Genomic DNA, 23,617 nt, shown 5'->3' on the forward strand with positions numbered 1-23,617 from the left:
TTCCTGAGATCCGGTTAAACGGCCTGGACTTCGCGCACGTCCGGCAGGAAATGGCGCAGCAGGTTCTGGATGCCGTGGCGGAGCGTTGCGGTCGAAGAGGGGCAGCCCGAGCAGGCGCCTTTCATGACGAGATAGACCACGCCGTCCTTGAAGCCGCGGAAGGTGATGTCGCCGCCATCGCCTGCCACGGCGGGGCGGATGCGGGTCTCGAGCAGCTCCTTGATGGTCTCGACGGTGGAGGCGTCCTGCGGATCGAAGAACTCCTCACTGTCATCTTGCGTAGCGCCGTAGCCGTTGGCGAAGAGCGGCGCGCCGGTCATGAAATGCTCCATGATCCCGCCGAGGATCGCAGGCTTCAGGTGCTGCCACTCGCCGTCGGCCTTCGTGACGGTGATGAAATCGTAGCCGAAGAAGACGCCGGTCACGCCCGGCACGGCGAATAGGCGCTGGGCAAGCGGCGAGAACTCGCCCTGCTCGGGGGTCTTCGCCTCGAAGGTGCCTTCCGGCATCACGACGCGGCCGGGCAGGAATTTCAGGGTGGCGGGATTCGGGGTGGCTTCGGTCTGAATGAACATCGTTGTGATCCTCTGACGCCGGTTCAAGGCCGGCCGAGCGGTGGGCGAAAGGCTAGACTTAGAATCGTTCTAACAGGTTTCAGATCCAATGTGGATCGGGAGAGCAAGGATTCCAAGGGGAGAATGAAGGGGGTTTACCCCGCCAGCGCGTCGATTTCCTCGTCCGTCAGGGTGCCCGGCACGATGACGATGGGGACTGGGAAGGTGGAGGCGGCCTTGCCGGCAAGGGTCGAAACCAGGGGGCCGGGGCCTTCCTTGCCGCTGCCGGCGGCGAGCACGAGGAAGGACACGTCCTCATCTTCGTGGATCAGCTTGATGATCTCCTCGGCGCGGACACCGACGCGGATCACCTGCTCGGGCTCCACGCCTGCGGCGCTGCGGGCCTCGCGGGCGGCGGCTTCCAGAAGCTTTTTCGCCTCTTCGCTGGCCTCCTCGATCATGGCTTCGCCGACACCAAGCCATTCGAAATTGTCCGGCGGGTCCACGATGGCGAGCATGAGCATGCTCGCTCCCGTGCGCACGACGCGGCGAGAGGCGAAATGAACCGCCCTCGCGCATTCCGGCGTCTTGTCGATCACCACCATGAATTTGGGCCGGTGGCCCGTCTCGTAGGATCGGCGCTGGCTGCTCACGGCACGCTCTCCTGCATCGGCTCGATGCTGCCTTGCCCTATCATCTAGGGCAAGGCCAGCTGCAGTCAGGTTACCGCGACCGAACGAAGCCGACGATGTCCTTGACCGCATCCATGGTCTGCGCGGCAAGCACGCGCGCACGGTCGGAACCGTCGGCGAGCACCGCATCGATGTGGCTGGGATCGGCCATGAGGCGGCGCATCTCGTCGGCGATGGGCGCGAGCTTCGTTACCGACACGTCGACGAGCGCGGCCTTGAAGCCGGAGAATTGCGAGCCCCCGTGATCGCGCAGCACGTCTTCCGGCGTGGTGTTGGTGAGCGCCGCGTAGATGGCGACCAGGTTCTCCGCCTCGGGGCGGGTCTTCAGGCCCTCGATCTCGGACGGCAGGGGCTCGGGGTCGGTCTTCGCCTTGCGCACCTTCGTGGCGATGGTGTCGGCATCATCGGTCAGGTTGATGCGCGAGTAATCGGACGGGTCCGACTTCGACATCTTCTTCGAGCCGTCGCGCAGGGACATGACGCGGGTCGCCGGGCCATGGATGAGCGGCTCGGTGATCGGGAAGAAGGCGTCGCCATAGCCGTTCTCGGCAATCGATTCGGCGAAGTCGTTGTTGAACTTCTGGGCGATGTCGCGGGTCAGCTCCAGGTGCTGCTTCTGGTCCTCGCCCACCGGCACGTGGGTGGCGCGGTAGACCAGGATGTCGGAGGCCATCAGCATCGGATAGGCGAAGAGGCCGACCGATGCGTTCTCGCGGTCCTTGCCGGCCTTTTCCTTGAATTGGGTCATGCGGTTCGCCCAACCCATGCGGGCCACGCAGTTGAACACCCAGGCAAGCTCGGCGTGCTGCGCGACCTGGCTCTGGTTGAACACGATGTGCTTCTTCGGGTCGATGCCGGCGGCGATGAAGGCGGCGGTGACCTCGCGGATCTGGCGCTTCAGCTCCTTGGGGTCCTGCCACACGGTGATCGCGTGCATGTCCACGACGCAGTAAATGCAGTCGTGCGTCTCCTGCATTGTCACGAAGCGCTTGATGGCGCCGAGGTAATTTCCGAGATGGAGGTTGCCGGTGGGTTGGACGCCCGAGAAAACCAGCTCCTTGAACTGAGCCATCGTAGTGCACTCCTTGCAAAAGCGGGTTGGACGCCGCTTTGCGTTGCGATCAGGTATAGAGGCGCGCGTTATGACAGGGCCACGCTGCGATGCAAGCGTTTAACGAAGGGCAGCCCAATCGTCACGGGTTACCGCGCCGGTCAGCCATGCCGCGAGGGCATAGAGGCTCAGGCCTCCGATGCAGAAGGCGGTCAGTGACAGGCTGTCGGTCGGCGTGAGGAAGCGCACCGCTCCCCAGAGCCCCAGGCTCATAAGGGCGGTGGAGGCGGCAATGCGGATCAGGCGGCCGAGGAAAAGGCGGTCCGGCTGCCACAGACCGATTCGGTTCAGGAGCCACGCCATGGCAAGCGCATGAGCGGCGCAAGCAAGGCTGATGCCGAGCGCGATGCCGGATACGCCCCAGAGCGGTCCGAGCAGAACGCTCGTGACGAGCGTGACGAGAATGCCGAGAGCGGCTCCGATCAACGTCATACGCAGCGCGCCGCGGGCGAAAAGGGTCTGGCTCAGCACCTTGCCGGCGGTGGCGAAGGGAAGGCCGAGACTCAAGGCCGCGAGCACCAGCGCCGTACCTTGCGTATCGGATGGCAGAAACGCGCCGCGCTCGAAGAGCACGCGCGTGATCGGAAAGCTCAGGATCAGCAGGGCGGCGCTTGCGGGCAGCGCCAGCAGCAGCGCCATCTCCAGCGCCCGGTGCTGGGAATGGATGATGGCTTTCGTCTCGCCCGCATGATGCTGCCGCGCGAGTTCCGGCAGCAACACACTGGAGCCCAAGGCTGCCATGAGGCCGAGCGGCAGCTGCATCACGCGATCCGCGTAATAGAGCCATGAAATGCCGGAGGGCCAGAAGGAGGCGGCAATCGTTCCCGCGAGCACGAACAGCTGCACCGCACCGCTCGCGACCAGTGCGGGAAAGCCCGCCAGCAGCAGGCTCTTCAGCATCGGAGACCAACGCGGCTTGCGGAAATGAACGAGGCTTTCGGTTCCTTGCCGAAGCGCGATCAGCACCACGAGAAGCTGGATGAAACCGGCGATGCTCGATGCGGCGGAGAGCCATGCTGCTTTTGCTTCCAGCGGCACGATGAAAACGGTTTCGAGCATCACGAGCGTCAGGATCAAGCCCGCATTCACCGCCAGCGGTGCCAGTGCCGCCGCCGCATAGCGCCCGCGCATGTTGAGGATGGCGGCGGCGATGGAGGAGAGCGTGACGCTCAGCACGATGGGAAAGGACAGGCGCGTATAGAAGGCCGTCAGCGCCAGCGTGCCCGCATCGCCGCGAAGGCCGGGTGCGAGGAGGAGGGCGATCAACCCTGCGCCGATCTCGACGAGCGCGGTGAGTGCAAGGAGCGCGAGCGCGAAGGTGCTGAGCACGTCGCCCGCCATCGTTGCCGCGTCCCGCTGTTCCAGGCGGCTCAGTTGCGGCACGAGCGCCGGATTGAGCCCGCCCTCGCCGACGATGCGGCGCACGAGGTTCGGCAGGCGAAAGGCGGTCAGAAACGCATCCGCCACGGGCCCCGCGCCCAAGGCCTGCGCGAACAGCATGTCCCGGACGAAGCCGAGAATGCGCGAGGCGATCGAACTGAGACCGACCAGAAGGGACGAGCGGATGAGCGACATGATTATTGTCGCGATTATAGGGTTCTGGTCGGATTGTCTAAGAGAACTCTGGCTAACCCCTCGCACGAGCAATCGCCTCGCGCTTCTGCGCGAGCGTCATGCCGCCGACGTAAGATTCGGTGGCGACGAGGAAGGAAGGGGTCGCAGTAAAGCCCAGTGAGTCGCCGAGTTTCAGAGTGTCCTTCATCCATTGCGTCGTGCGCTCTGAATCCGCCGTTTCCTCCAAGCGCTTGGTATCGCCGCCGAGGCGCTCGATCTCCTTCAGGGCCCGTCCGCCGTCGACGGCCCCCTTCAGCTTGAAGAGCGCAAGATGCAGGGGCAGGTAGGCCTCGGGTCCGTAGAGCTGCAGATAGGCAAGCGCCGCCTTCGTCGCCGTGACGGAGGGAATACCCAGCACGGCGAAATTCACCAGCACGTAGGTGAGGTCCGGCTCCGCCTTCAGGAGAGCAGGCAGATCCGCCGCCGACTTCCGGCACCAGGGGCAGTTATAGTCGAAATACTCGATCATGATCACGTCGCCGTGCTGGTGCCCGAGCTTCACGGCACTGGCCAAGGCCAATGTGTCCTCGACAAGCTCGATGGGAACAAGCTGTCCCTCTGGTGCGGACTGAGCGAAGGCGGGAACGCTGGCGCCCGATAGGGCCAAACCGGCGAGAAGGGCGCGGCGGGACAGGATCATGAAAAGCTACTCTTCAAAAACGAGAGCCTCTGGTGCCGGTGGATCGTGTCGAGAGCAAGGCTAAGCTTTCGCCCCTCATGCACTTGTGAAGGCAGGGTTTCTCGAACCTTAAGGATAGGAGAGCAAACGCAGCGGTTGCAGCTTTGCCGTTGGCGGGTGAAGATGATCCCAGGTCCAGGAAACAACCGATGATGGAATCAGGCTTCACCCAGGCCGACATGGCCGTGATCCGGCGCGCCTATGCCAAACAGATCCTGACTTTGGCGGGCATCACGGAGGATTCGAGGCTGGAGGCGGCCTTCGCCGCTATCCCGCGCGAGCAGTTCCTGGAGGATCCGCCCTGGACCATTTCGCGGGGCGCCGGAGGCTACGAGCCGCTCCCCTCCCGCGATCCGGCAGTGCTCTATCAGGATGTGCTCCTGGCGCTCGCTTCCCATCGCGGCGTGAACAACGGCTCTCCCTCGCTTCATGCGGGATGGCTCCATGCCCTGTCGCTGCGCGAAGGCGAGCGCGTGGCGCATATCGGAGCGGGGGCTGGCTATTACACCGCCATCATTGCGGAACTCGTCGGCGAGAAAGGCCATGTGCTCGCGGTCGAGTTCGATCCGGAATTGGCGAAGGCGGCGCGAGAGAACCTTGCCGACCGGCCCAATGTCACCGTGGTCGAGGGCGACGGAGCCCAGTGGCCGCGCGAGGATGTAGATGCGGTCTACGTGAACTTTTCCGTCGAGCGCCCGGCGGAAGCCTGGATCGATCATCTGAATCGCGAGGGCCGGATCATCTTTCCGCTGGGCCTGCCCAGGCCGAAGCCGAGCCCATGGGGCGGCACCCATGCCATTCATGGAGCGGGCCTTCGCATCACGCGCCATGAGAACGGATTGGCGGTGCAATGGCTCAACCGCGCCTTCTTCGTCTGCGCGGAAGGCGAACTGTCAAACCCCGGACAGGAGCGGCAGGCGCTTCAAGCCGCCTTCGAAGGCGGCGGCATCGAGTTCGTGCGCAGCCTGATCTGGCGGCAGACCGCCCCAGCCGGACGCTGCTGGTTCACCGGTGCGGGCTGGGCCTTATGCTACGACGAGATCAAATCTTGAGGCGCAGGCGATGCGTCACGAAGGGATCGGCCTCCACTCGCGTGAACCCGAGGCGCTCGTAGAACGGGAAGGCCGATTCCGGCGCACGCGCATTGAGGTGGTCAAAGGACGGTGTCGCGCCGTCGATGATGGCTGTCACCAGCAGGTAACCGGCGCCCTGGCGTCGGCCTGATCGCGCGACATAGAGATGGCGGACCCGGCCCGCTTTGGGATTGTCGCTGTAAGGATCGATGTTGCGTCCGCAAATGCCGATGAGGCTTCGACCATCGAAAGCGCCGAGAAGAATCTCTCCTGGTCTCAAAAACCGGTTCGTGCCGTTTCGCCAGTTCTCCTGCAGCCGCTGCAGCATCCCATGGCCCTCGGACAGGCTCTCGTGCAGCAGCGCATCGAAGCCGTCCGTGTCGGGAGTCAGGGGCTGAAAAGAAAACATCCGCGAAAGGGTGCCCTTCGCGGATGTTGGAAGCAAGAGTTCGGAAAGAGCCTTTTAGGCTTCTTCGCCCGTCACGCCGGCGGCGTCCTGAGCTTTGAGCACTTCAGGGCGCGGCATGGAGATGATGTTGTAGCCGGAATCCACGTAATGGATCTCGCCGGTCACGCCCCGCGACAGATCGGACAGCATGTAGAGGGCAGCGCCGCCCACATCCTCGATGGTGATGTTCTGGCGCAGCGGCGAATGAGCCTTCTGGTAGGTGAACATCAGGCGCGCATCGGCGATGCCGGCGCCGGCCAGCGTGCGCACCGGGCCTGCGGAGATCGCGTTGCAGCGGATGCCCTGCGGGCCGAGGTCGTTGGCGATGTAGCGCACGGATGCTTCGAGAGCGGCTTTCGCCACGCCCATGACGTTGTAGTTCGGCATCACGCGGGTGGAGCCGCCATAGGTGAGGGTGAGCAGCGAGCCGCCGTTCTTCATGCGCTTGGCGGCGCGCTGCGCGATTTCCGTGAACGAGAAGCAGGAGATCACCATGGTGCGCGAGAAGTTCTCGCGCGTCGTGACGTCCGTGTAGGAACCCTTGAGCTGCGACTTGTCGGAGAAGCCGATGGCGTGAACCACGAAGTCGATGGCTTCCCAGCGCTTGTCGAGAGCATCGAAGGCGGCGTCGACGGAGGCGAGGTCTTCCACGTCGCAGGGGATCACGAGATCCGAACCGAGCGACTGCGCCAGCGGTGCCACGCGCTTGCCGAGCGCCTCGCCCTGATAGGTGAAGGCGAGTTCCGCGCCTTGCTCCGACAGAGCCTTGGCGATGCCCCAGGCAATGGAGTGGTCGTTCGCGACGCCCATGATGAGGCCGCGCTTTCCTTGCATCAGACCGCTCATGTGGGTCCCCCTATGCATCGGCTCTATTGTCGGATGCCTTTCGTTAGCAAAAAGTGCATCCGGAGCCTTGGTCTTGATTTCAATGAGCGTGTCCATGCGAAGTCCCCCTTCCGGGCCGACATCGCATGGCGCTGTCTCAGGTTTATGACGTCTCAAGAGCTGTTTCCACTAACGTGAAATCAGCTCTCGTTTTGGTTCGCCGCATTTTTTGGCTGCGAACCGGGGCCACTTCGCCGAAAAATGCTTTAACCGTTATACCGGCTGAAGACGAGTGTGGCATTAGTGCCGCCGAAGCCGAACGAGTTCGAGAGAACCGTGTCGAGTTTCGCATTGTCGATGCGCTTGCGGACGATATTCATATCCGCGAATTCCGGATCGATCTCGTCGATATGGGCGCTCTCGCAGATGAAGCCGTTCTGCATCATCAGCAGCGAATAGATCGCCTCCTGCACGCCCGTCGCGCCGAGCGAATGGCCGGTGAGCGACTTGGTGGCCGAGATCGGTGGGCACTTGTCGCCCGAGCCGAACACCGTGCGGATCGCCTCGATCTCCTTCTGGTCGCCCACGGGGGTCGAGGTGGCGTGCGGGTTGATGTAATCGACGGGGTTGTGCACGTCCTTCAGCGCCATGCGCATGCAGCGGATCGCGCCTTCGCCCGACGGGGCCACCATGTCGTAGCCGTCCGAAGTCATGCCGTAGCCGACGAGCTCGCCATAGATCTTGGCGCCGCGCGCCTTGGCGTGCTCCAGCTCTTCGAGCACCAGCACGCCTGCGCCGCCCGCGATGACGAAGCCGTCGCGGTTCACGTCATAGGCGCGGGAGGCGCGGGAGGGCGTGTCGTTGTACTTGGTGGACATGGCGCCCATGGCGTCGAACAGGTTCGACAGGGACCAGTCCAGATCCTCGCAGCCGCCGGCGAACATCACGTCCTGCTTGCCGTACTGGATCATCTCGTAGGCATTGCCGACGCAGTGGTTGGACGTCGCGCAAGCGGACGAGATCGAATAGTTCACGCCCTTGATCTTGAACCAGGTCGCGAGCGTCGCGGAGGCGGTCGAGGACATGGCCTTGGGCACGGCAAACGGGCCAATGCGCTTGGGGCCCTTGTCGCGGGTGATGTCGGCGGCCTCGATGAGGGTGCGGGTGGAGGGACCGCCCGAGCCCATGATGATGCCGGTGCGCTCGTTGGAGATGTCGCTTTCCTCGAGGCCCGCATCGCGGATCGCCTGGTCCATGGCCACATGGTTCCAGGCCGTGCCCTTGCCGTGGAAGCGCATGGCGCGGCGGTCGACGAGGGAGTCCACGTCGATCTGCGGCGTGCCATGCACCTGGCAGCGGAAGCCGTACTTCTCGTAGTCATCGGCCTTCACGATGCCGGACTTTGCTTCGCGCAAAGAGGCCAGCACCTCCTGCGTGTTGTTGCCGATGGACGAAACGATGCCCATTCCGGTGACGACGACGCGCCTCATAGCCTACCTCTTCATAGGAACGTGGATGCCAGCCTTATATCCTCAACAGGTAAGGCCTGACCGGCTCATTCTCAACCGTGAGCCTGCGGGGATCGAGCTGTAATCGATCAAACTTGGATGGCCCCGCCGCACGCGGCAGGGCCGGTTTTCCGAAAAGTCGATGGTTTGTCAACAGGATGCACGCACCGCTATTGACGTAAGGTGAGGTCTCGGAAGGCTCAGCCGCCCACCGGCGTTTCCGCCTGGAAAAGGCCGACGCGCATGTCCTTGGTCTCATAGATCCGGCGTCCGTCGGCCTCGAGCCAGCCATCGGCGATGCCGAGAACGAGCTTCGAGCGGAAGACGCGCTTGAAGTCCACGCCGTAGACCACCTTCTTCGTGGTGGGCAGCACCTGGTCGGCGAACTTCACCTCGCCGACGCCGAGCGCCCGGCCGCGGCCAGGCGAGCCGCCCCAGCCGAGGAAGAAGCCGGTCAGCTGCCAGAGGGCGTCCAGGCCCAGGCAGCCCGGCATCACCGGATCGCCCGCGAAATGGCAGGGGAAGAACCAGAGGTCCGGGCGGACGTCGAGCTCTGCGCGCACATGGCCCTTGCCGTATTCGCCGCCGTCCTCGCCGATGGAGGTGATGCGGTCGAACATCAGCATGGGAGGCAGCGGCAGCTGGGCATTGCCGGGGCCGAACAATTCTCCGCGCCCGCAGGCAAGGAGCTCTTCGTAATTAAAGCTGGACTGGCGGGCCATGCCGGGTGCCGATCCTTTCATCCTGGTCTTAAAGGGCAGCCTCAGGAGGTCCTTGAGGCCTTCGATGCGGCTCTGGTAGCACAGGCTTGGCCATCCATCAAAGGGACCCGGACACCGAGAAGTGATTCTTTTAACGCCGGTTCTTAAGGATCATTCCTCAAGCGCGACCGCGGATCACCTTGCGGCGACCCCCTCGCTTTCCTATGATTGTAGTGTTAGAGAAGCGCTTGTTCCCGCAAACAGTTCCGATGATGACCGATCCTTTGTCCGCCTACATCGAATCCACGACGGCTCCGGCTCACCGGAGGGGTTGCCCCTTGTCCGAACTGCGCGACAAGCTTCGCCGCGTCGGACTGCGCCCCACCCGTCAGCGCGTTTCCCTGGGCTGGCTCCTGTTCGGCAAGGGCGACCGCCACATCACGGCGGAAATGCTCTTCGATGAGGCAAGCCGCGCCCGCGTGCCGGTGTCGCTGGCCACCGTCTACAACACCCTGCATCAGTTCACGGAAGCGGGCCTCCTGCGCCAGCTCGCCGTCGACGGTTCCAAAGCCTATTTCGACACCAACCCCACCGAGCACCACCATTTCTTCCTCGAATCCGAGGGTGAGCTCGTGGATATGCCCGATACCGCCGCCGTGAGCGTGGCCGATCTTCCCGAACCTCCTGAAGGCATGGAAGTGGCCGGTGTCGAAGTGATCGTACGCCTGCGCCGCAAGTCGGCCTGATAAAGTCGGCTTAACAAATCAGCAGAACGGGTTTCTAAGAGCGGCAGCCTGGAATTCACCGCATGCCGCTCTCCCACAGCCTCGTCGCCGTTTTCGTCACCATCATCTGGGGCTTGAGCTTCGTCGTCATCAAGCTCGGGGTCGGCGCCATGCCGCCGCTGCTGCTGGCGGCCCTGCGCTTTTTCTTCGCCGCCATTCCCGCGATCATCTTCATCCGCCGCCCCCAGACCTCCTGGGGCAACCTGCTGGCCTACGGGTTCTTTCTCGGGGTGGCGCAGTTCGGCCTGCTCTTTGCCGCCCTCGCCTTCGGCATGCCCGCGAGCCTCGCCTCCCTCGTCATGCAGGCGCAGGTGTTCTTCACGATCCTGTTCGCGGCCTTTCTCATGAACGAGCGGCCCGGCCTCCATCAGATCGTGGGCGGCCTCATCGGTGCCCTCGGCCTCGTCATCATCGCCGTGCCACGGCTTACCGGCAGCGGGGCCGGGCCTTTCCTCATGACGGTGGCGGCCGCCGCCTCATGGGGCGTGGCGAACATCGTCTCCAAGCGCGCGGGCCGGGTGGACATGCTGGGCTATATCGTCTGGGCGAGCATCATTGCGCCCCTGCCGCTGCTCGGCCTCTCGCTTCTTATCGACGGGCCGACACAGGTAGTTTCGGCGCTGACAAACATGAGCGTCGGCACGTGGTGGGCCGTAGCCTATCTTGCCTATCCCACCACGATCTTCGCCTTTGGAATCTGGGCCTACCTGCTGTCCCGCCATCCGGCGGCGACGGTCACGCCCTTCGCCCTTCTCGTGCCCGTAGCGGGTATTCTCGGCTCGGCCCTGATCCTGGGCGAGGAGCTGCACCCCATCGAGGCGATCGGTGGCGCGGTCATCGTGATGGGGCTGGCGCTGAACGTGTTCGGAGGAAGGCTGCTGGGCCGCCGGAAAGTCGCTTAACGAATGAAGCCGAAGCCGACGAGCGCGTAGACGATCAGGAAGATCGCGACGAAGACGTTGAGGAAGCGCGGCGCGACGAGAGAAGCGATGCCGAGGATCAGGGCGAGGATCGGCAGGAGCTTGAAGCTCAGATTGATGGACATGAATCAGGTTCCGTAAACGAAGAACGATACCCCGTTACCTATCCGATTATTTCTTGATAAATCGGAAAGGCTCTTCGGGAGATCGGTCCGGTCTACTCGATCTGCTCGTTGGGATAGACGCCCCAGAGCTTTTCCTGCTGCACATAGCCGTCGAGATCGCGGGCGCGCTCCATCCCGATCATGACTCGGCACCATTTGCCGTCGCAGGCGCGCACATTGGCGATCACGCCCGGCTGCATCTGGGCGATGATTCCGGCCTTGGCATCGGCACGGTCTAGCAGGCTGATCGGCGGCTCGCCGCTCTTGGCCCAGGGCATCACGAGGGCCGTGCGCCGCCCGGAGAGGAGGGAGTGCAGCACCCAGCCTTCCGTGCCTTCCGAATCGCGGATACGCCGCCAGGTTTCGTATTCGGCGATGATTTCGACGGGCAGGCCCGCGCGCTGGAACACCCAGGCCGTCCGGTGATCCTTGGAAGGGCCTTCGCGCAGGTTCACGCGGTCGGTCTTGAGGCTGACATAGCGGGGAACGGGCAGGCCGGTGCCGAGACGTCCGCCCGGAGGCTGCTGCGCCAGGGCCGGCACTGCACTAACCATGAAGGCGGCAATGGCGACAACGATCTTGCGCATGGAACCCCTCTCGGCGACTTTGTGTCTGCTTAAAGCCTCTGATACAGAAGCTTGGCCTCAGCCGCCACGCGGCGGCTCGTCGCCATTAGTTGCCAAAACAGGGTTAAGGGAGCGTGAAAACCTTCCGAAATCCAGCGGTTCATGCGGGGGATCGTTCAAGCCGATGAAAAAGAGACCTGCCGTCGTCGTCACCCGCCGCCTTCCCGATGTCGTTGAGACGCGCCTGCGCGAATTGTTCGACACGCGTCTCAACCTGGAGGACAAGCCGCTCTCCCGCGAAGAGCTGATCGAGGCGGTCCGCCATGCGGATGTGCTTGTGCCCACCATCACGGACGAGATCGATTCAGGCCTCCTGGAGCAGGCGGGTCCCAACCTTAAGCTCATCGCGAATTTCGGCAACGGCGTCGACAATATCGACGTGGCGGCGGCAGTAGCCAAGGGCATCACCGTCACCAACACGCCGGGCGTGCTGACCGAGGATACGGCGGACATGACCATGGCGCTCATCCTCGCCGTCGCCCGCCGCATTCCGGAAGGCGCGCGGGTGATCCCCGATGGGGATTGGGCCGGCTGGTCGCCCACCTGGATGCTGGGACGGCGCATCACCGGCAAAAGGCTCGGCATCGTCGGCATGGGCCGCATCGGCCAGGCGCTCGCGCGCCGCGCCCGGGCCTTCGGCCTGTCGATCCACTACCACAACCGCCGCCACGTTCCGCCGAAGATCGAGGCGGAACTCGAGGCGACCTATTGGGAATCCCTCGACCAGATGCTGGCGCGCATGGACATCGTGTCCGTCAACTGCCCGCACACGCCCGCCACCTATCACCTGCTCTCGGCGCGCCGTCTCAAGCTCATGAGGCCCGACGCCATTCTCGTGAACACGGCGCGCGGCGAGATCATCGACGAGGGCGCGCTCACCAAGCTCATCGAATCCGGCGCCATCGCGGGCGCGGGCCTCGACGTGTTCGAGGAGGAGCCTGCCGTCAATCCGCGCCTCGTGCGCCTCGCGAAGCAGGGCAGGGTGGTGCTTTTGCCCCATATGGGCTCGGCCACTCACGAAGGCCGCGTCGCCATGGGTGAAAAGGTGATCGTCAACATCAAGGCCTTCATCGACGGTCACAAGCCGCCGGATCGCGTGCTGCCGAGCATGCTGTGACGGAAAGCGCATGACCATGCGCAACAGCGGCCTATGTCCCTCGGGCAACACCCTTTCAGATCAGGGCTGAAGGGGAGAACCCCCGATCATATAACATATGTGAGTGCGGGCTTGTGCCCGGAACCGCCAGAAGGGTTTTTCGTTTCTCGATGAAAAGCCTTCATGCCGAATTCCCTCGTTCTCAAACTCGAACAGCGCGACACCCTCTCGGACGCCGAGAAGCGTGTGCTCGAAAGCGCGATTGCGCGCATTCGCGTCGTCGAGGCCGATGAGGATATCGTGCACGAAGGCGAGCGTCCCTCCGAGAGCAGCCTGCTGCTCGACGGATACGCCGCGCGCTACAAGATCTTCTCCAATGGCCGGCGGCAGATCACGTCGATTCACGTGCCGGGCGATTTCGTCGATCTTCACAGCTTCCTCCTGAAAACCATGGACCATGGCGTCCTGGCGCTCACGCCGTGCCGCGTCGCCGTGGTGCCTCATGCTGCGCTGGAAAAGATCACCGACGAGCATCCGCATCTCACGCGTCTTTTGTGGCTCAACACCCTGGTCGACGGCGCGATTCACCGTGAATGGCTCACCACCATGGGCCGCCTGTCGGCGACGGCGCAGATGGCGCATTTCATCTGCGAACTTTTCCTGCGCTTGAAAACCGTCGGACGCACGGACGGCAACACGATTCAACTTCCGCTCACGCAGGCGGAACTCGGCGACACGCTCGGGCTTTCTACGGTGCATGTGAACCGCGTGCTGCAGGAACTGCGCAAGGAAGGTCTCATCCGCTGGCAGGGCGATGCTCTCACCATTCTCGACTGGGAGCGTCTGGAAACCGTGGGTGAGTTCACGCCGACCTATCTCAATCTCCAGCGCGAAACGCGATAGATGCCGGGACACTTCATGCCGAATATCAGCCTGCAGCCCGTGTCCGTTCTGAGCGACGGAGGCCCCCACGAAGGGCGGCTGGTCTTTTCCGGTGCCGATCTCGTCGCCGTCCTCGCCAAGGTCACGGCGGCGGAGACCGCGGGCGGGCAAGGCGGAAACGGCGGCTGGTTCCTGGAGGCAGGTTTCGGACCTTGCAGCATCCTCATGACGACAAGGCCACGCGTCTTTCCAACGCTCGACGAGGCCATTACCTGGGTGCGCGAGCGGCTTGAAACGGGCCTGCCTTCAGCCTGAAGCCTTGAGCTTTGTGGCGATCTCGCTTGCCGCGCGCTCGCCTTCTTCCCACGCGCCGCCCGCCGTGCCCCATTGCGCGCGCGACAAAGCCTCGCCCGCAAACCAGATGCGTTCGCCAATGGGCGCCTTCAACACATCGCGAATGGCGGCGAGTCCCGGCGGAACGACAGCCCATGAGGCGCGCGACCAGGGATCGTTGCGCCACGCGGTTGCGTGCATGACGCTCACATGGTGCAACGCCCTATGCCCGAAATGCTCCGCCAGAATCTCCCGCGCGAAGCGTGCGGGCGCGTAAGCATCGCGCCGGTCGAAATGCGCGGCATGGGGTTGATCGAGTTCGAAGAAATGGAAGGGCGTGTTGTCGATGCGCGTGAGAAGGCCCGGCGGCGAGCGGCGCGTGCCGACTAGCGTCGCCAGCCGGTCGGGGCCTCTGAACGGCGCGTCGGGCCAATGCAGGATCACGTGCTCGTAGACGCCTTGCGTGAAGCCGTGGATCGCCTGCTGCACCTCGTTCGGCAAAGCGGGCGCAAAACGGATCGCATCCTGCTGCAGCACCGCCATGGGTGTGGTGACGATGACGGCTTTCGCGCGAAGCGTGCCCTCGGTGCTTTCGATCCGCACACCTTGTTCCGACCAGTCGATGGCATGAACGGCGGTGCTCAAGCGGATCGGCAGGTCCTTTCCAAGCCGCGCCACATAGCCTCCGAGGCCGCCCGCGATGAACAGGTTGTCGGCATATTCCATGCTCGGAAAATCGTGCAGGCTCACCTCGTCGAGGGGCCTGCCGGAGACAAGGCCGTGGATCTCCGCGACGCGTTTGCCCAGCGGCCCCATGCCCGCAGGCAGGACTTTCGCGGCGGCCTGATCGTCTCTGGCCTTGGCGGCCTGCGTCATCGCCCGGTCGGCCATGTCGAAGGCCCGGTCGAGGGCCGCGCGCTGGGCGTTCCGTCCTGGCTTGCCGCGCACGTGAAAGTGCCCCTTGGTTGGCGCACGCCGCAGAGGCTCGCCCCGTTCGAAACCGAGCTTCACGAGTGGGTTGATGGGGCCCGCATGAAGCCAATGGGCTCCCAGATCCACCGGGTGCCCCTTGAAGGAGCGCGTGACGGTGCGCCCTCCGATCCGATCCCGCGCTTCCAGCACCATGACTGACAGGCCCGAGGCGAGGAGCTTTCTCGCCGCTCCGATGCCGGCGCTCCCCGCGCCGACGATCACCACATCCGGCTCCTGGGGGGTGCTCATCGACTGGTTTTCCATCGGCATGGTTTTTTGCCCCTCGCGTTCGGACAGATGCGTTCATAAGTAAAGGCCACGCCTGTCCCTGACGAGGCGGCTTGGTAAGAAAGACGATTCGAGACATGCTGATCCAGACAATCATCGCCGCCGCCCGCGATGTTTTCTCCCCGGCGCTCCGGCGCATTCTCTGGAAATCCATCGGTTTGACCGTGGCGCTTTTGGTGCTGGTCTGGTTCGGTCTCACGCGTCTTCTCGGTCTCTTCCTCACCGATCATCATCTGAGCGAGAGCTATCCGATCCTCGATACTTTCGCGTTTTTCCTCGCAGGCTTCGGCCTCTTCATCGCGCTCGCTTATCTCCTGCCAGCGATCTCGGCCGTTGTGGCAGGCTATTTTCTTGACGATGTTGCCGAGGTGGTGGAGCGCAACAGCTATCCCGCCGATGTGCCAGGCCAGCCTCTGCCTTTCGGCAGGGCGATCTTCTACGGCCTGCGCTTTGGCGCGCTGTCGCTTGCGGTGAACGTGCTCGCTTTGCTGCTGCTGTTCGTGCCGTTCGTCAATATCGGCGTGTTCTTCGCGGCCAACGCCTATCTGCTGAGCCGTGAATATTTCGAGCTGGCGGCGGGCCGCTTCTGGGCGCCCGAAGACGTGAAACGCCTGCGGTATGAACACCGGGGAACGGTGCTCGCCGCAGGCGCGGTGTTGGCCGCTCTCGTTCTCGTGCCGGTTCTGAACCTCATCACCCCGATCTTCGGCGCGGCGATGATGGTTCACCTGCACAAGGCGTTAATGGCTCGACGACTGGCCGACGGCCGGGCCGGAAGCCCGCTCCGGGTGGAAGTCGGACGCGGCGCCCCCTGATTTCGGCGCCAGCAGGTCCGGCGTCGTGGCGGCTGCGTTGCGCTTGAGGTCGAACTGGCCGGTCTTGCGGAAGCGCACGAGATAGGACGGCACGATGGCCTCGATGGTGGTGGGCGTCACGCCCATGCCCTCGAGGGTGCGGCCCTCGGAGATGGCGGCCTGCGAGACCACGTTGTCGCTCTCGAGCAGCAGGGCCTGATCGCGGGTAGTGACGATCTCGTTCGGCAGGAGGCCGAGGGTGAGCTTGTCGAGGGCGCCCATAACCGTGCCCTGGAACCGGGCGACGGCGCTCGGCACGGGCAGGATGGCGCGCTTGCGCTCGGTGATCTCGCAGACGAGCTCCATCATCTCACGCATGGTGCGAATCTCGGGGCCGCCGAGCTCATAGGTTCCGGGCTTCACCGCGCCGTCGACGGCGCGCACGATGGCCTGGGCCACATCGCCCGCATAGACCGGCTGGAAGCGGGTGTCGCAGCCCGGCAGCGGCAGCACAGGCAGCATGCGAGCGAGCGAGGCGAAGCGGTTGAAGGAATTGTCGCCCGGACCGAACAGGAGGGACGGGCGCAGGATGATCGCATCCGGGCGGACGCTGAGAAGGCCCGTCTCGCCGGCGGCCTTGGAGCGCGCATAGGCCGATTCGGAATTGGCATCGGCGCCGAGCGCCGAGACGTGAACCAGGGTGACGGCCTTCTTGGCGGCCTCGGCGATCAGGCGCGGGCCATCGGCATGCACCGCATCGAAGGTCTGGCGGCCGCCCTCCTGGAGGACGCCCACCAGGTTGATCACATGGTCCGCCTTCGCCACCGCCTGGGCAATGGAGGCCGGGTAGCGCAGGTTGGCCTGGATCGCATAAACCTGCCCGACCTTGCCCATGGGCAGGAAATAGGTGGGGTTCGGGTTGCGGGTGGCCACCAGTACGCGATAGCCGCGCTTGGCCAAAAGGCTCACCACGAAGCGGCCGAGAAAACCCGACCCGCCGAAGACCGTGACGGTCTGCTGTTCGGGTGTGCGAAGGGCGCCAATCATGAAAGCCTCCATATCCGCCAAGAGCCCACCGGGGCCTGCAAGGGAGCTTGCAAGGGGAGCTTGGGGGTTGAATTTGGAATGTCTCTAGTCAAACGCCGTTCCCGTGTGAAGGGGCGTGCGACCAAGAAAGCGCAGGAACCGCATTTTCAGTGATTGACGGAAAGCCTCAGGCACCGTAAACGAACCCTCGCCGAACAGGCATGCCCAGGTGGCGGAATTGGTAGACGCACTGCTTTCAGGTAGCAGCGGGTAACACCGTGGAGGTTCGAGTCCTCTCCTGGGCACCAATCACTTCTTAAGTGGTTGATCTGTAAGAATATCCAAAAATCGTAGATTTGAAGCTCTCGTAGGCTTGCGAGAGCTGCAGGAACGTGTCCGGTTAGGGCGTCAAGGCTTTTGTTGCTTTGGCTTCTAGCGGCAGGGAAGTTGCGATCTGCTGGACGTTGGCTGTTCATGCGCGCGCTCGATCTCGCCGAGATTCTCCTCAAGCCAGATACTGCTCGTCGGTCACATGCTCCATCCAGTCGACAGCCTTGCCGTCGAGGGATTCCTGAATGGCGATATGCGTCATGGCGGTTGTCGGCGCGGCACCATGCCAATGCTTCTCGCCAGGCTCGAACCAGACCACGTCGCCCGGTCGGATGTCCTCGACCGGCCCACCTTCGCGCTGGACCCGACCACAGCCCGCCGTGACGATGAGGACCTGGCCGAGAGGGTGCGTATGCCATGCGGTACGGGCGCCGGGTTCGAACGTCACCGCATTGCCGGCGGCGCGCGCGGGAGGCTCGACGGGAAACAGCGGATCAATGCGCACGGTACCGGTGAACCAATCGGCAGGGCCCTTACCGGAGGGCAGTGAACCGCTTCGTGTGATCTTCATCATCTCTCTCCTTCGCCGATCCGGACTTCACGAATGTACCCCAATCCTGGAAGGGCTGGAGCCCCATGCCTCGGAAAAAGAGGTACGGCAAAAATGACAAGCGCCTGTCTCAAACGATCAAGCACGTTGCCCTGACAGGTTTACAATGAATCTTTTCATGGCATTCCGCCCGCGCCGCGCGCCGGGCATTGAAAGGGAGGGCCACGATGAACAAAATTTTCCTGGTTCTCGGCATTCTCACCGCGGGCACGCTTCTGATACCGAGCGTTGCCGAGGCTCAACGTGGCGGTCGTGGTGGAGGTGGGTTCGGTGGCGGCGGTGGCTTCCGGGGAGGAGGAGGCGGTTTCGGTGGCGGTGGCATCCGAGCAGGTGGAGGCAATTTTGGTGGCGGCGGCTTCCGAGGAGGGAATCTCGGCGGCGGCATGGGCGGCCAGAGGATGCTGATTCCCCCGGGCGGCATGAGTGGCGGCGGCTTCCGTGGGCAGGCGATGGCCGCACGGCCGGTCGGCACGCCCCGCTTCAACCCTGGAGCTGGGGGGGTCCGTCAGGCCGCGATCAATAACCCGGCCGGACGCTTCGACAATCGCATAGGCAATCGCGGCAACTGGCAAGGCGTGCGTCCCCCTCCGGGATCCTATCGCGGACGCTATCCTAATTATGGCGGGCGTTACCCGTATTATGGCGGGCGCTATCCTTATTACCGGGGCAATTATCCGTATTATGGAAACTATTACGGCGGCTGGGGATTGGGCGCGGGCCTGGTTACAGGCAGCCTGATCGGCGCAGCGGCCACGTATCCCTACTACAACTATCCTTACGGCTATAACTATCCTTACGGCGCGTATCAGACGCCAGTTGCGTCAGCACTGGGCGGATATTGTGCGACCTCGGCGCGCGTCTGCGCGCTGACCCGTTCGGCGCCAATGGGAACAGGATGTTCGTGCAAAGTTTCGGGAGGTCGGGCTCGCGGCACAGTCGTGACGGGGAACTGATTTCGGAGCGATGACAGGTTTTAAGACCCGCTGACATCGCTCCTCCATGATTAGCTTCTCAAACTGAAACGGGAGTGACCGATGCTCCAGGTCTCGAATTCGCTTAGAGGCGGTATGATCGCAATGGCCATGGCGCTCGTGTCGTTGCCTGCGGGACCGGCATGGGCCGCAACCGGAAACGTCCAAATCGAGATTGCCAAGGCAGGATTCATCGTCGGCGTGGGCGGCGGTCGCGGAACGCTTGTCTTCCAAGGACGTCGTTATCCCCTGAGCGTCGGCGGCTTGAGCCTCGGCGCGACGATTGGCGCATCGAAGGCGGATCTGGTTGGACGCGCTTATAATCTACGCCGTGCTTCCGACATTGCCGGTACTTATACGGCTGTCGGCGGAAGCGTCGCGTTAGGTGGCGGCGCAGCGGGCATCCGGCTGCAAAATGCGAGAGGCGTCGTGCTTGAATTGCGAGGCCGTACCGTCGGACTGGAATTCAACGCGAACGTGAGCGGAGTCGAGATCAGCCTGCGCTGAGATGGGCTAGGCTTTTGGCAAGTGCGTAAGGCGGAGGTCGCTGGCATACCGTGCGGAGCCAACGAGTATGATCGCCTCCGCGCACGAAATGTTCAGTCCGTTCAGAAGTCGCGCTGAACGCGCAGGCGGCCTTCCCATGTGCTTTCCGATCCGGTTGCCCGGAAGAGGCCTGTCGCATCGCCGGATGCCGTCGTGACCGGAACGGCAACGCGCTCGCGCGGGTCCACCCTGATGTAAAGCGCTTCGACACCGATGAGAAAATCCTTCACCGGCGTCCAGATGACGTTGGCGCCGATGCGGTATTCGTCGAAGTCGACGAGTCCTGTGGTCGTTCCTGCCGTTCCCTCGGCGATCGTCAACGGTGTCGCGGGAATCGTGTATTGCGCGATTCCCGGCGCATCGAAGCGCATCCATGAACCGAAAACATTCGTTTGAATCGTCGACGTCCAATTATGGTTGAGGCCGCCGGCAATGGAGTAGGCTTTGTTGTTCTTAAAGTCGCCGGTGAAGGGATCGACGAAAGCGTCCGTAATGGCCATGGCGAGTGACCCGGCACTGATGGACCCGTTGCTGATCGGACTTGCCTGTCCGGCGTTGAGATAGCCGATCGCTCCGTCCGTATAGGTGGCGGAGAACCATACCGCATCGCCTTCCCCGAGAGCGGGAACATTCGCATAGCCGAGAGCTGAAACGGCGAACCCGTATTCCGTGTCCGCAAAGGCCGGATTAGGCAAGCCGGTAACGGGATTGATCACGGGAACGCTCACGCCGTCCACCGTCGTAAAGCCAGCCGAAGCATCGCGAATCTGATGCAGGGCGCCGGACAATTGCACTCCGCCCCAAGTGCCGGTGTAGCGGACATTCGCGACGACATCGGGGATGCGCTCGCCGGCATAGGTAGAGGCAATTGGCGCGAAGACCGGCGAGGTGCTGCCGACGCCGAACAGGGGGAAGTCGAGTTCGTTGTTGACCTGGCGCTGCGTGCCATCCTCGAGTGACAGGGTCGCCGAGAAGCCGTTGCCGAATGAGAAGGTGTAGGCCAGCAGATTGACTTCGGCATTGGCAGGGTCGTCAAAGCGCAAGTCGCCGAAATTCGGAGCCGGCAGGTTGGGATCGGTGAAGAACGAGACCGCGCGGCCCGCGGTCAACCCACCGAACTGAACATAGGCCTGAGCGATGTTGGGGGTCGTTGAGCTGAAACCGTAAGCCCCGGTATTACGGGTCATCTCCATACGGATATAGGTGCGGAGCAATCCGTAAGCGGTTGGAGTCCGCGCATCCAGATTGATGCGGCCACGGGCTCGAAAACCTATTGAGTCCTGGGTCCGGTCGACAGGCTCGACATACAGATATTCAGCGCGGACACGCCCGCTGACACGCAGGCATGTGTCGGTTCCCGGGACATAAAAAAAGCCTGTTCCATAAGTGGAACAGACCCGGACATATTCGACGGGAGCTGCGGTTTTCGCCGGGAGATCAGCGGCCTGCGCTCCGCCGGTGACGATCGCCGCGCATCCAAGCAGCAGGGTTCGGACAGACGCCATGGTACAAACTCCAAGACAAAGCCCAGCCGTATCAATGAAATATTGTGCAGACAGAAGTTTAGCCGTCAAGAAGACTTTGAGTGACGGTTCCTAACGCTGCGTAAATTACGTTCGGTGTTGCCGAGCTGCATCAAGGCATCAGGCGGGGGCGATGCTTCAATCAGCTCAGGAGAACTTGGACGGCAATGATCTTGACGATGGTCATGCTCGGAAAGCAGATCGCGTAGCCGATATCCGTCCGCTCGGTGGGCGCCAATCGCCCGGCTGCAACGACGATTGCAGGATTACCCGTCGAGCCCGCGCAAACACCGAGCAGATCGTCGAAGGGAATGCGCAGCAAATATCCGACCACCAGAACGATCAGCACGAGAGTGAGCAGTACCGCTGCGCCACCGAGAAGGATCTGAATCCCGTTCGTGGCGACGGTCTGGACGAATGGACCTCCGGCGCCCATGGCGACCGAGCCGATGAACACCGACAGGCCGAGGTTTCTCAAAACCAGATTGGCGACGACCGGTATCCTCCAGCCCAAAGGCCCGGTGCGGCCGAGCCAACCGAGGATCAGGGCCATGACGAGCGGACCGCCTGCAACACCGAGACTGAAGGTGCCGCCTCCCGGCAACGGCACGGGGATCATGCCGAGGAGAAGGCCAAGCGCGATTCCAACACCGATGGAGACGAAGGACAACTCGGCATTGCCCTTGATGCTGTCTCCGAAATGGCGGTGCACGTCGGCTTTGCGGCTGGAGGGTACGGCGGCCACAAGCTGGTCACCGAACTCGATCGCCAGATCGGGCGATGCGAAAATATCGACGTCGCCCCGGCGGATATGCGAAATGACGACGGGAAAGTCGGGGAGCGGTATCTCGCGTATGGTCTTGCCGACGAACGTTGCTTTCGAAACGTAGACGCGCACGACATCGTAATTGGCGCGGTCGCGGCTGATGCGCCCTGGATCCTCGCGTCCCATGGCGACCTTTGCCTGCTCGATGCTCGTGGGGCTGCCGACCAGCAGCAGGCCGTCACCTTCATGCAGCCTCGTTTCAGCAGCGGGCGGCGCATTCACGTGATGCTGGCGAACCGCGACGATCTTGATGTCCGCCGGTAGGATGGCGGATATATCTTCAACCGTCCGGTCCTCGCATGTCGATTCCAGGGTGAGTTCCGCGACCCGCACATTCTGTGAAGGCGCCTTGAAGACGGGTTTGACCCAGGCCGCCATGATCGTCATCAGGACGATCGGACCGATCACCCCGAAAGGATAAGACACCGAGTAGCCGATGGCCGGATCCTGATTGCCTGCCGCTGCCAGCGCCGCCTGGAGTGTCGGCGTGCTCGTGCCTGAACCTGCGAACAATCCGGCTGCCGTCGCCATCGAGATGCCGAGGGGCGAGGCAAGCAACATCGCGACGAGGAGTGAGGCGACCACGGCAACAGTCGCGAGCGCAATATACTTGATGCCGGGTCCGCGCAGGCTCGCAAAGAATTGCGGCCCATACTGAATGCCGACGCCGTAGACGAACATCACGAGGCCGAGCGTGCCGACCAGGCCGGGAGGTGCTGCTTTGGGAGCGATTGCGCCGATGATGAGTCCGGTGAACAGCACCGCGCCGGCACCGAAGGAAACACCCGCAATCGAGATCTGCCCGATGGCATAGCCGGTGGCGATGGCGAGAAAAAGCGCCAGCAAAGGCGAGGCTTCAAGCAATGAGCGAATGACATCGAGCATCGACTTTTCTCATCTTGCGCGGCAACCCGCCTCACGAAATTGCCCGAGCACGCGCGCCACGAGGTCAGGTGACGGAGGCTGCGTATCGGAAAGCTCGTAATTCAGGCCCATCGCCTTCCACTTGAAGGTGCCCATCTGGTGAAACGGAAGGACCTCGACCCATTCCACATTGCGCATCGGCGCGACGAACCGGGCGATGCCTTCGACATTGGCGGGATCATCGGTCAGGCCCGGGACAAGAACGAACCGCACCCAGACCGGCTTGCCGAGAGCAGCCAGCCGCTCCGCGAATTCGATGGTGGGGCGGATGTCCTGTCCTACGGTCCGGCGGTAGGTGTCCGGGTCCCAAGATTTGATGTCGAGCAGGACGAGATCGACCTGGCGCAGATAATCGTCATCGGCCCGCGCGCCGAGAAAGCCCGATGTATCCAAAGCCGTGTGAAGGCCCATTTCCTTGGCAGCAGCGAAAAGCCGCTTGGTGAAATGCATCTGAACCAGCGGCTCTCCGCCCGATATGGTCAGCCCACCACCCATGGCGCGCAGCGGCGCGGCATAAGCCTGAAGCGCGGTTCTGGCACGTTCGAACGAGACACGGGTGCCGTCCTTCAGGTGCCATGTGTCCGGGTTGTGACAGTACAAGCATCGCAGCAGGCAGCCGCTCATGAACACCACGACCCGGATACCAGGGCCGTCGAGGGTGGAACCGGTCTCATAGGAATGGATCCAACCAAAATCGCCCCGGGGATCGTTGAAGGTGGCCGTTTCAGGCGCATCGGGGGATCGCGCCTGTTGCAGGTCGTAACGGCTATGGGCCCAGGGCTCGTCGGCCATAGTC

At 63.2% G+C, this 23,617-nt stretch carries 26 protein-coding genes and 1 tRNA gene; 10 read left to right on the forward strand and 17 right to left on the reverse strand.

Features of this window, described 5'->3' with window-relative positions:
* Positions 1-14: 14 nt before the first annotated feature.
* From MHY87_RS07750 to MHY87_RS07770, 5 genes are all read right to left on the reverse strand, one after another.
* Positions 15-575, reverse strand: a complete 561-nt coding sequence (locus tag MHY87_RS07750; protein WP_239350836.1) for a NifU family protein — start codon at positions 573-575, stop codon at positions 15-17.
* Between the two features lie 134 nt (positions 576-709).
* Positions 710-1,207 carry a universal stress protein gene (locus MHY87_RS07755; protein ID WP_239350837.1) on the reverse strand — a complete coding sequence of 166 codons (498 nt, stop codon included), beginning with the start codon at positions 1,205-1,207 and terminating at the stop codon, positions 710-712.
* A gap of 70 nt (positions 1,208-1,277) precedes the next feature.
* Positions 1,278-2,318 (reverse strand): tryptophan--tRNA ligase, encoded by a 1,041-nt coding sequence (trpS, locus tag MHY87_RS07760; protein ID WP_239350839.1) that lies wholly within the window; start codon positions 2,316-2,318, stop codon positions 1,278-1,280.
* 99 nt (positions 2,319-2,417) lie between these two features.
* On the reverse strand, positions 2,418-3,932 hold the full coding sequence (murJ, locus tag MHY87_RS07765) for a murein biosynthesis integral membrane protein MurJ (protein ID WP_239350841.1): 1,515 nt from the start codon (positions 3,930-3,932) through the stop codon (positions 2,418-2,420).
* Positions 3,933-3,984: 52 nt separating this feature from the next.
* Complete coding sequence (locus MHY87_RS07770) at positions 3,985-4,611, reverse strand: thioredoxin domain-containing protein (protein ID WP_239350843.1); 627 nt, start codon at positions 4,609-4,611, stop codon at positions 3,985-3,987.
* 188 nt (positions 4,612-4,799) lie between these two features.
* On the opposite strand from MHY87_RS07770, the gene MHY87_RS07775 reads away from it, so the two are divergent.
* Complete coding sequence (locus tag MHY87_RS07775; protein ID WP_239350845.1) at positions 4,800-5,702, forward strand: protein-L-isoaspartate O-methyltransferase; 903 nt, start codon at positions 4,800-4,802, stop codon at positions 5,700-5,702.
* Here MHY87_RS07775 and MHY87_RS07780 read toward each other — a convergent pair.
* From MHY87_RS07780 to fabA, 4 genes are all read right to left on the reverse strand, one after another.
* Entirely contained in the window at positions 5,692-6,132 is a 441-nt protein-coding gene (locus MHY87_RS07780) for a GNAT family N-acetyltransferase (RefSeq protein ID WP_239350847.1), read from the reverse strand. The two genes, MHY87_RS07775 and MHY87_RS07780, sit on opposite strands and share 11 nt — an antisense overlap.
* A 54-nt stretch (positions 6,133-6,186) precedes the next feature.
* The gene (gene fabI, locus MHY87_RS07785; protein ID WP_239350849.1) at positions 6,187-7,017 is read right to left on the reverse strand and encodes an enoyl-ACP reductase FabI; all 831 of its coding nucleotides are present in this window, start codon (positions 7,015-7,017) and stop codon (positions 6,187-6,189) included.
* Positions 7,018-7,262: 245 nt separating this feature from the next.
* Positions 7,263-8,486 (reverse strand): beta-ketoacyl-ACP synthase I, encoded by a 1,224-nt coding sequence (gene fabB / locus MHY87_RS07790; RefSeq protein WP_239350851.1) that lies wholly within the window; start codon positions 8,484-8,486, stop codon positions 7,263-7,265.
* Between the two features lie 218 nt (positions 8,487-8,704).
* The gene (gene fabA / locus MHY87_RS07795; protein WP_239350853.1) at positions 8,705-9,226 is read right to left on the reverse strand and encodes a 3-hydroxyacyl-[acyl-carrier-protein] dehydratase FabA; all 522 of its coding nucleotides are present in this window, start codon (positions 9,224-9,226) and stop codon (positions 8,705-8,707) included.
* Between the two features lie 251 nt (positions 9,227-9,477).
* Here fabA and irr point away from each other — a divergent pair, with 251 nt between their 5' ends.
* Positions 9,478-9,951, forward strand: coding sequence for a Fur family transcriptional regulator Irr (gene irr, locus MHY87_RS07800; protein WP_239351485.1), 474 nt, complete (start codon positions 9,478-9,480; stop codon positions 9,949-9,951).
* A gap of 62 nt (positions 9,952-10,013) precedes the next feature.
* Positions 10,014-10,892 (forward strand): EamA family transporter, encoded by an 879-nt coding sequence (locus MHY87_RS07805; RefSeq protein WP_239350855.1) that lies wholly within the window; start codon positions 10,014-10,016, stop codon positions 10,890-10,892.
* Here the strand turns inward: MHY87_RS07805 and MHY87_RS07810 are convergent.
* A complete protein-coding gene (locus tag MHY87_RS07810; protein WP_091132489.1) occupies positions 10,889-11,035 on the reverse strand; it encodes a DUF3096 domain-containing protein in 147 nt (48 codons plus the stop codon). The two genes, MHY87_RS07805 and MHY87_RS07810, sit on opposite strands and share 4 nt — an antisense overlap.
* A 92-nt stretch (positions 11,036-11,127) precedes the next feature.
* Positions 11,128-11,661, reverse strand: coding sequence for an SH3 domain-containing protein (locus MHY87_RS07815; protein WP_370644868.1), 534 nt, complete (start codon positions 11,659-11,661; stop codon positions 11,128-11,130).
* 163 nt (positions 11,662-11,824) lie between these two features.
* Between MHY87_RS07815 and MHY87_RS07820 the strand changes: the two genes are divergently transcribed.
* The 3 genes from MHY87_RS07820 to MHY87_RS07830 all read left to right on the forward strand — a co-directional run bounded on the left by MHY87_RS07820 (position 11,825) and on the right by MHY87_RS07830 (position 13,993).
* Entirely contained in the window at positions 11,825-12,817 is a 993-nt protein-coding gene (locus tag MHY87_RS07820; RefSeq protein ID WP_239350856.1) for a D-glycerate dehydrogenase, read from the forward strand.
* 162 nt (positions 12,818-12,979) lie between these two features.
* On the forward strand, positions 12,980-13,699 hold the full coding sequence (locus MHY87_RS07825; protein ID WP_239350857.1) for a Crp/Fnr family transcriptional regulator: 720 nt from the start codon (positions 12,980-12,982) through the stop codon (positions 13,697-13,699).
* Positions 13,700-13,714: 15 nt separating this feature from the next.
* Positions 13,715-13,993, forward strand: coding sequence for a hypothetical protein (locus MHY87_RS07830; RefSeq protein WP_239350858.1), 279 nt, complete (start codon positions 13,715-13,717; stop codon positions 13,991-13,993).
* Here MHY87_RS07830 and MHY87_RS07835 read toward each other — a convergent pair.
* Positions 13,985-15,232, reverse strand: coding sequence for an NAD(P)/FAD-dependent oxidoreductase (locus tag MHY87_RS07835; RefSeq protein WP_239350859.1), 1,248 nt, complete (start codon positions 15,230-15,232; stop codon positions 13,985-13,987). The genes MHY87_RS07830 and MHY87_RS07835 overlap by 9 nt on opposite strands.
* 116 nt (positions 15,233-15,348) lie before the next feature.
* Between MHY87_RS07835 and MHY87_RS07840 the strand changes: the two genes are divergently transcribed.
* The gene (locus MHY87_RS07840; protein WP_239350860.1) at positions 15,349-16,086 is read left to right on the forward strand and encodes a sulfate transporter family protein; all 738 of its coding nucleotides are present in this window, start codon (positions 15,349-15,351) and stop codon (positions 16,084-16,086) included.
* Here the strand turns inward: MHY87_RS07840 and MHY87_RS07845 are convergent.
* A complete protein-coding gene (locus tag MHY87_RS07845) occupies positions 16,012-17,112 on the reverse strand; it encodes a complex I NDUFA9 subunit family protein (protein ID WP_239350861.1) in 1,101 nt (366 codons plus the stop codon). The genes MHY87_RS07840 and MHY87_RS07845 overlap by 75 nt on opposite strands.
* Positions 17,113-17,314: 202 nt before the next feature.
* Here MHY87_RS07845 and MHY87_RS07850 point away from each other — a divergent pair.
* A tRNA-Leu gene (locus MHY87_RS07850) sits at positions 17,315-17,399 on the forward strand.
* A gap of 197 nt (positions 17,400-17,596) precedes the next feature.
* Here MHY87_RS07850 and MHY87_RS07855 read toward each other — a convergent pair.
* On the reverse strand, positions 17,597-17,992 hold the full coding sequence (locus MHY87_RS07855; protein ID WP_239350862.1) for a cupin domain-containing protein: 396 nt from the start codon (positions 17,990-17,992) through the stop codon (positions 17,597-17,599).
* A 206-nt stretch (positions 17,993-18,198) separates the two neighbouring features.
* On the opposite strand from MHY87_RS07855, the gene MHY87_RS07860 reads away from it, so the two are divergent.
* Positions 18,199-18,984: a hypothetical protein gene (locus MHY87_RS07860; protein WP_239350863.1), complete on the forward strand. Its 786-nt coding sequence runs from the start codon at positions 18,199-18,201 to the stop codon at positions 18,982-18,984.
* A gap of 81 nt (positions 18,985-19,065) precedes the next feature.
* The gene (locus MHY87_RS07865) at positions 19,066-19,509 is read left to right on the forward strand and encodes a hypothetical protein (RefSeq protein WP_239350864.1); all 444 of its coding nucleotides are present in this window, start codon (positions 19,066-19,068) and stop codon (positions 19,507-19,509) included.
* 101 nt (positions 19,510-19,610) lie between these two features.
* Here the strand turns inward: MHY87_RS07865 and MHY87_RS07870 are convergent, their stop codons facing one another.
* The 3 genes from MHY87_RS07870 to pflA form a co-directional block, all read right to left on the reverse strand.
* Positions 19,611-21,053, reverse strand: coding sequence for a porin (locus MHY87_RS07870; RefSeq protein WP_239350866.1), 1,443 nt, complete (start codon positions 21,051-21,053; stop codon positions 19,611-19,613).
* Between the two features lie 160 nt (positions 21,054-21,213).
* Complete coding sequence (locus MHY87_RS07875; RefSeq protein WP_239350868.1) at positions 21,214-22,782, reverse strand: aspartate:alanine exchanger family transporter; 1,569 nt, start codon at positions 22,780-22,782, stop codon at positions 21,214-21,216.
* Between the two features lie 9 nt (positions 22,783-22,791).
* Positions 22,792-23,613 carry a pyruvate formate-lyase-activating protein gene (gene pflA / locus MHY87_RS07880; protein ID WP_239350869.1) on the reverse strand — a complete coding sequence of 274 codons (822 nt, stop codon included), beginning with the start codon at positions 23,611-23,613 and terminating at the stop codon, positions 22,792-22,794.
* Between the last annotated feature and the right edge of the window lie 4 nt (positions 23,614-23,617).

Origin of the sequence: Microvirga sp. ACRRW (assembly GCF_022346925.1) — a bacterium.
In the GTDB taxonomy this organism is placed as follows: Bacteria; Pseudomonadota; Alphaproteobacteria; order Rhizobiales; family Beijerinckiaceae; genus Microvirga.